The sequence below is a fragment of the Roseiarcus sp. genome (genome assembly GCF_052145395.1).
Lineage (GTDB): Bacteria > Pseudomonadota > Alphaproteobacteria > Rhizobiales > Beijerinckiaceae > Roseiarcus.
Genome location: NZ_JBKQOT010000530.1, coordinates 1 through 7,213 on the forward strand (window position 1 = coordinate 1; position 7,213 = coordinate 7,213).

The window sequence follows — 7,213 nt, forward strand, 5'->3', positions numbered from 1 at the left end:
ACTGCGCAGGTCCGGCCGTCGCCGAGCGTGTCGTCGAGGAATTCACGCACTTCCCGGCCGCGCTCGCCGACGAGCGCAATCACCACGGTGTCGAATTGAGGCGCCCGGGCCAGCATCGCCAGCAGCGACGACTTGCCGACGCCGGAGCCCGCGAACACGCCGATGCGCTGCCCGAGGCACAGGGGCGTGAACAGATCGACCACCCGCACGCCTGTGCGGATCGGCGTCGAAACGCGCGCGCGCTGGAGCGCCGGCGGCGGATCGGCGTCGAGCGGCGCCGGTTGTTCGCCGAAGGCGAGTTCGCCTTCGCCGTCGAGCGGACGGCCAAGCGCGTCGATCACGCGGCCTTTCCATGAGGGGTCGGGCGAGAGCGACAGGTTTTCGGTGCGGTAGGCCCGCGAGCCGATCGCGGCGTCGCAGCGCGCGTCGAACGGCTTCAGCGTCGCCGAGCCGTCCTCGATCTTGACCACCTCGCCGACCTGCACCCGGCCGCCGACGTCGACGCCGACGCATTCGCCGAGCCTGAGAAATCGCGACAGACCGGCGACCCGGTAGTGGGACATCGACACCTCGGTCACCATTCCGCTGACGCGCGCCGCCTGCAGGTTTCTGAGGCCCCAGGCGACCCGACGTTCGAGGCGCTCGAGGGCGGGGGCTTCGGCGGGCGCGTCGGTCACGACGATGACCCGAGCGCCTTAATGGCGTCCTGAAGCGAGGACTCGGACTGCGACGCTTCGGCCGCCACGCCGTCGAACGCGCGCGACACGTCGATGAGCCGGGTCATCTCGCGCACCGGATCGACGTTGGAGCTTTCGACCGCCCCCTGGACCACGCCGTCGCGGGTGAAATCGAGGATCGGCCGCGCCGGGTTGTCGGGCGCGACGCCGGAATTCTCCGCCCGCTTCAGGTTGGCGTCCGCGTCGATGGCGAAGAGCCCGATGGCGCCGACCTGGCGGCCGTTCTGGCTGATCATGCCGTCCGCGGACACGGTCAGCGGCCCCGCGGCGCTGTCGACAAGGATCGGCGCCCCGCCGGCGTCGAGAAGCGGATCGCCGCTCAACGTTCTCAGCGTCCCCTGCTCGTCGATGCGAACGCGGCCGTCGCGGGTGTAGGCGGTTCCTCTCGGCGTCTGGATGCCAAACCAGCCGTCGCCCTGGACGGCGAAGTCGAGAGGATTGTCGGTCTTGGTGAGCCCGCCAATCCGCCGCGACAGATAGTCGGAGCCCGAGGACGCGTAATCGAGGTTCGTCTCGCCAGCTTTGGCCATTTCCGCCGCGAACGAGACGCCGGTCGCTCGGTAGCCGACCGTATTCATGTTGGCCATATTGTCGGCGATCGTCTCCATCCGACGCTCGAGCGCCACCTGAGCCGATACCGCCACATAAAGTCCGTTCTGCATGATGCGTCCCAGGCTCGCGCCGCGGCGGCCAGCCGACGGAGGCGACGATCCTGCGCCGGACTTGTCCGGGGCTGACCTCGAGCGCGGAAGGACTTGCGAAAGCCTGGCGTAAGTCTCGCGCCGCAAACATCTGCAGCCACCCGGGAGCGCGTCTTGAATTTCGCCATCGGCCTTCTCATCGCGATCGGCTGCGTTCTCGGCGGCTACGCGGCGCTCGGCGGACATCTCGAAGTGCTGATGCAGCCCTACGAGTTCGTCATCATCGGCGGTGCGGCGCTCGGCATCTTCATCGTCGCCAACACGACCTCGACGATCAAGGACTGCGGCAAGGCGTTTCTGGAGGCGATCCTTGACAGGGTCCCCAAGCCTCGCGACTACCTCGACGTGCTGAGCGTTCTGCACGCGCTGATGCGGGAATTGAGGGCGAAATCTCGCAGCGGGGGGGGCACTTCGACAATCCGAAAGAATCGGAAATCTTCAAGGCCTTTCCCAACCTGCTCGCAAACAAGGACCTGGTGACCTTCATCTGCGACTACGGTCGCCTGATCATCATTGGCAACGCCCGCACCCATGAGATCGAGGCGCTCATGGACGAGGAGATTGAGACCCTTGCGCACGATCGCTACAATCCGTCCGAAGCGTTCCAGGCGTCGGCCGACGGCCTTCCTGCGCTCGGCATCGTCGCGGCGGTGCTTGGCATCATCCACGCGATGAGCGCGCTCGACCAGTCGCCCGAGATGCTCGGCGGTCTCATCGGCGCCGCACTCGTCGGCACCTTCGGCGGCATCTTCCTCTCCTACGCGCTGGTCGGCCCGATTGCGCAGAAGATCCGGGTGGTGCGGCAGAAACAGCTGCGCATGTTCACTCTGGTCAAGCAGAGCCTGCTGGCCTTCATGAACGGCGCCATGCCGCAGGTTGCCGTGGAGTTCGGCCGTAAGACCATTCCATCAAAGGAGCGCCCGACCATTGACGTCGTCGAGAACGAAACGATTTCGGGCGGGGGCACCGGCGGCGACAACCTGGTCAAAGAGGCCGCATGACTGACGACCAGGACTCGGTCGACGTCGATCCGGGCGCGCGCCGACTCAAGGGGACGATGCTCGAGCATTCGGCCCTGCCGGTCGAGCGGATGCCCGGATTGGCCGCGGCGCTTGAAGGCTTCGTCGCCGGAGCTCCAAAAAGCCTCGCGCCGCTCGTCAGCCGTTTGCCCGGCGGGGGCGCGGTCGAGCCGGCCCAAGCGACGACGCTCTTCCAGGCGATCGAAGATTGCGCAGGGCTCACCGCGGCGATCTACGCGAGCGCCGAGACCGACGCGCGCATGCTGATCGCGCTCGACGAACGCATCGACGACCTGATCGTGGCCTCGATCTTCGGCGAAAGCCTCGCGCCGGCTGGCGAAGCCGAGACCGGGGAGGAGCCGCCGCACGGGCGCACGTCGATCGAGACGGCCCTCGTCGAGGAATTCGCCCGGGGACTCGGCTGCGCGATCGAGGCGGGATTTGCGCCGACGGCGCCGATATCGCTCGCCTTGGAGCGTATCGTGACGCTGACGGACGCCTTTGCCCTCGGGCGGCGGGACATGCCGGCGGCGGCGGCGCGTTTTTCCCTGCCGATGCTCGGCGGGACCTGCGAGGGGCTCGTGCTCCTGCCGCAGTCGCTGCTGCTTCCGCTTCGCAAAGAGCTCGAGCGCGAGCGGACCGACGAGACGCCCTCGGCCGACCGCCGCTGGTCGCACTCGATGGAGACCGGCCTCAAGCAGACGCGCCTGCCGGTGACGGCGATTCTGGAAGAGCTTGCGATGACCCTGGGCGACGTAGCGAACCTCCGGGTCGGCGTCGTCTTGTCCCTGCAGAGCGGAGACTTTGATTCCGTCCGGCTCGAATGCGCCGGGCGGGGCATGTTCCTGTGCAGACTGGGCCAGGGCGACGGCCGCTATCGTCTCGAGGTCGAAGCGCCGATCGCCTCGCCTCACGAGCCCGCCCGATTCTAGTTGCTGAAGCCCCACGAAAGGCGCCCCGCCATGGACGACACTTCGCTCCCGCAAGACCCGCCGAACGCGCCCGAGACGGACCGCCTCGCGCCCGGCGCACCCGCGCCGCCGCCCGCCGCCCCCAATCTCAACGCCATCCTCTCGATCCCGGTCACCGTTCAGGTCGTGCTGGGCTCGACCTCGCTGCCGGTGGCAAACCTCATGAGACTGGCCCGCGGCGCGGTTATTTCGCTCGACCAGCGAGTCGGAGATCCCGTCGACATTGTCGTCAACGGCAAGGTCGTGGCCCGTGGCGAGATCGTGGTCGTCGACGAGTCGAGCCAGCGCTTCGGCGTGTCGCTGCTCGAGATCGTTGCTGGCGCAAGCCTCGAACAGGCGGCGTGAGGACCGAACCCGCCATGCCCGAGACCGTGATCGCCGGCGAGCGCGTCCTCACCGGTCCCCAGAAGGCGGCGGCCCTGCTGCTGATGCTTGGACCTCCGACGGCCGGGCGGCTGCTCAGACATTTCGACCAACCCGATCTCCGCGCCGTCGTTCGGGCGGCGGCCGGTCTCGGCACAGTCGCGCCGTCGACGCTCGACCGGCTCGTGGAGGAATTCGCCGACGACTTCTCGGCGGGAAACAATTTGCTCGGTGACGCCGGCCAGGCGCGGACTCTGCTTGCGGAGACGCTCCCGCCCAATGAGGTGGACGACCTGATCGGCGCGGCGCTCGGCGAGGGCGACCCGCAAGACGTCTGGAAGGCGTTGGCCAAGGTCCCGGAGAGCGCAATCGCCAGCCTCCTGATCGCCGAGCGCCCCGCGACGGCGACGTATATCCTGTCGCGTCTCGATTCCGCGCTTGCGGCGCGGATCGTCAGCGCGCTTCCGCGCGCTCGCCGGAACGCAGCCCTATGCGGTCTCATCGCGCCCAGCCTCATCAGCCCGCGCGCCGCCGGGCTCGTGGAGCCCGCTTTGCAGGACATGCTGAAGGCGAGCGCCTCGAACGCTGTCGAGGGCCGCACGCGCATCGCCGGCATCATCAACAACCTCGAGCCCGAAGCGGCGGAGGACGTCATGCGGGCGATTGGCGAAACCCGGCCCAAGGACGCGGCGATCCTCAAGACCATGCTGTTCTCGTTCAACGACCTGCCAAGGCTCAGCGAACGCGCCCGCGCCCTGCTGTTCGACCGCGTCTCGATCGACATCGTGGTCATGGCGCTGCGGGGCACGGACGTAGACTTCTGCAATTCGGTGCTCTCGTCGATGCCGTCGCGCGGACGCAGACTCGTGGAAAGTGAACTCTCCTCCGGCGCCTCCGCGCCGGCGCGCGACATCGCCAAAGCGCGCAAGAACATCGCCGAAGTCGTTCTCGGCATGGCGGCGCGCAACGAGATCGAACTCGCCCGTCCGCCCGAAGACGAGGCGGCCTAGCGCCGTCACACCCGATAGCGCCGAGACGATGAGGATCGGGTCCCATGGCCGCCGACGTCGACCACGAGGACAAGACAGAGGAGCCGACCGAAAAGCGGCTGCACGACGCGCTCGAAAAGGGGCAGACTGCGTTCTCTCGCGAGGCGCCCCTGTTCGCCTCGCTGTCAGCGGCCCTCATTGCGCTCGCCTTCGTCGTCCCCGGCCGCGCCGCTTCGCTGTTCGCCGGTCTGGTGGGAGTCCTTGACGACCCGGCCGGCTGGCGGATCGCGCGCGGCGAGGACGCTCTGGCCTTGGCTGGCCCCCTCGCCTCGGCGGCTGTCGACTTCCTCTGGCCGGTCGTTGCGCTGCTCGCGCTGGCGGGGGTCGTCGCCTCGGTCGCCCAGGCCGCGCCGCGCATCGTCCCCGACCGAATCATGCCGGATTTTTCGCGCATCTCGCCGCGGGCCGGACTGCGCCGGGTGTTCGGGCTGCACGGCCTCGTGGAATTCGCCAAGAGCCTGATCAAGGTCTCGGCGGTCGGTTTTGTCGCGGGGATGATGTTTATCGGCCAGAAGGGCGTCATCCTGACCGCGATGAACGACGATCCGGGTGCCTTGCCGGAGCGCATCCTCGCGCTCGCGGTGAAGACGATCGCCGCGGTCCTGGTCGCGACGCTCGCCGTCGCCAGCGCCGACCTCGTCTGGTCGCGCATCCTGTGGCGGCGCGATCAGCGAATGAGCAAGCACGAGGTGAAGGAGGAGCTCAAGCAGGCCGAGGGCGACCGTTTGGTCAAGGCGCGCCTCCGGTCGCTGCGGCTCGAACGGTCCCGCAAGCGGATGCTGTCGGCCGTGCCGCGCGCCACCATGGTGGTGGTCAATCCGACCCACTATTCCGTCGCGATGCGCTATATTCGCAGCGAGGGCGGCGCGCCGATCGTGCTCGCCAAGGGCGTCGATCTCATCGCCCTCAAGATTCGCGCAATCGCCGAAGCGCATGACATCCCCATTGTCGTGGACCAGCCGCTCGCCCGGTCGCTGTACGCGGCGGTCGAGGTCGAGCGGCCGATCCCGGCGGAGTTCTACCGCGCGGTCGCTGAGATCGTGCATCTGATCCAGCAGAGGAAAACCGGATGGGCTCAACGAAGGGCATAGCTGTCATGCCACGCTCGCTCCGCCGGCTCGACCGGGAGCGCATCATGGCCGACGCGCTCATCGATGTCGCGAGCGAGCTGCGTCTAACGGACGTCGCCGAGCTGATCAACCTGATCCGCAACGACGAGGCCGCCAATCTCGCCGACCTCGTCAATTCCTCGACCGAGCTCTTTTTCAAGGGCGGAACGCTGCGCTACGCGCTTTCGGCAAGCTACAGCGCCCCTTGGAACGCGACGCCGGTCGTGTCGCTCGACATGGAGTTCCGTCATGAGAAGGTGTCCGCATTCTTTCGGTTGACAATCGGGGAGAAGCGGGCGCGGATCGAGATCACGGACGTGCTGTTCGACGAGCGGGAGCTCGACGAGGAGACGCAAATCGAACGGCTGGTCGCCGCAATTGAAAGCGCGCGCATGCCGAGGATCTGAAATCCCAAGTCGCCGGCCGACCGCGGAAAGCCCCGTGCAAGGATGGTCGACGAGGATCGGCAATTGCCTCAAGCGAGAACTGATCCTTGTCGGACATTTATCTCTTCCAGGTCGCCGCGCAGAAGGCGCAATGGTTGTCCGTGCGGCAAACGGCCATTGCGAGCAACGTCGCGAACGCCAGCACCCCCGGATATCATGCCGTCGACGTCCAGCCCTTCTCGGCGGTGCTGAACACGTCGCCGATCACGATGGCCGCGACCAGCGCCGCGCACATGACGCCGGCGACGTCGCTGCTCGATCAGCTCAAGGAAGTCGAGGCGGATTCCGCGGAGCAGTCGTTGTCCGGCAACACCGTCAATCTCGAGCAACAGATGATCAATGTCGGCGACGTGAACCGAGACTTCTCGATGAGCTCGGGCATTCGCCGCGCCTTCCACCAGCTCATGCTCGCGCCGCTGAAATGACGGCCAATCCTCTCCAGGATTCTCTTCGAATCGCCGCTTCCGGGCTGCAGGCGCAGTCGACGCGGTAGCGCGCTATGCGCCTGCGCCTCTATAGAAATACATATAGATCAATTTGTTAAAGGGAAAGGCGCTTCCCGAAAGCAGCCGCCGGGAAGCGCATGGGAAGCAAAGCGCTTCGAGTTGACTTTTCGCTCGCGGAGGCCCAAATGTGGACCCGGTCGCGCGTTGCGGGCGTCTCATCGCCAGCGGAGGCCAGCGGATCAGCGCCCATCGCGGGCCAGCATCCCAGCGCCCAGCCAAAGAATGAGCCGCGACCATCCTCCCGTTTTTCGTGGCGCTCGCCGCGCTGCTTCCCGCGTGCGGGCAAAAGGATGGTCGCAACCATGTCATCAC

At 67.1% G+C, this 7,213-nt stretch carries 7 protein-coding genes and 2 pseudogenes; 7 read left to right on the forward strand and 2 right to left on the reverse strand.

The genetic code is table 11. From position 1 onward, the window contains the following. Nucleotides 1-677, reverse strand: a pseudogene (fliI, locus tag ACLP25_RS18190) (flagellum-specific ATP synthase FliI); the annotation flags it as partial. After that, entirely contained in the window at nt 674-1,399 is a 726-nt protein-coding gene (flgF, locus tag ACLP25_RS18195) for a flagellar basal-body rod protein FlgF (RefSeq protein ID WP_442470581.1), read from the reverse strand. The gene flgF and the pseudogene fliI, both read right to left, overlap by 4 nt. A gap of 153 nt (nt 1,400-1,552) precedes the next feature. Between flgF and motA the strand changes: the two are divergent. The 7 genes and pseudogenes from motA to ACLP25_RS18230 all read left to right on the forward strand — a co-directional run bounded on the left by motA (nt 1,553) and on the right by ACLP25_RS18230 (nt 6,820). Next, nucleotides 1,553-2,439 (forward strand): annotated as a pseudogene (gene motA / locus ACLP25_RS18200) (flagellar motor stator protein MotA). Continuing rightward, nucleotides 2,436-3,389: a FliM/FliN family flagellar motor switch protein gene (locus ACLP25_RS18205; RefSeq protein WP_442470582.1), complete on the forward strand. Its 954-nt coding sequence runs from the start codon at nt 2,436-2,438 to the stop codon at nt 3,387-3,389. Before motA ends, ACLP25_RS18205 begins: the two are co-directional and overlap by 4 nt. Nucleotides 3,390-3,419: 30 nt before the next feature. Beyond that, the gene (gene fliN, locus ACLP25_RS18210) at nt 3,420-3,773 is read left to right on the forward strand and encodes a flagellar motor switch protein FliN (RefSeq protein ID WP_442470583.1); all 354 of its coding nucleotides are present in this window, start codon (nt 3,420-3,422) and stop codon (nt 3,771-3,773) included. A gap of 14 nt (nt 3,774-3,787) precedes the next feature. After that, nucleotides 3,788-4,801, forward strand: a complete 1,014-nt coding sequence (locus ACLP25_RS18215) for a FliG C-terminal domain-containing protein (protein ID WP_442470584.1) — start codon at nt 3,788-3,790, stop codon at nt 4,799-4,801. 44 nt (nt 4,802-4,845) lie between these two features. Then, complete coding sequence (locus tag ACLP25_RS18220) at nt 4,846-5,931, forward strand: EscU/YscU/HrcU family type III secretion system export apparatus switch protein (protein ID WP_442470585.1); 1,086 nt, start codon at nt 4,846-4,848, stop codon at nt 5,929-5,931. A 5-nt stretch (nt 5,932-5,936) separates the two neighbouring features. Continuing rightward, nucleotides 5,937-6,356 carry a hypothetical protein gene (locus tag ACLP25_RS18225; protein ID WP_442470586.1) on the forward strand — a complete coding sequence of 140 codons (420 nt, stop codon included), beginning with the start codon at nt 5,937-5,939 and terminating at the stop codon, nt 6,354-6,356. An 86-nt stretch (nt 6,357-6,442) separates the two neighbouring features. Next, the gene (locus ACLP25_RS18230; protein ID WP_442470587.1) at nt 6,443-6,820 is read left to right on the forward strand and encodes a flagellar basal body protein; all 378 of its coding nucleotides are present in this window, start codon (nt 6,443-6,445) and stop codon (nt 6,818-6,820) included. Nucleotides 6,821-7,213 lie beyond the last annotated feature (393 nt).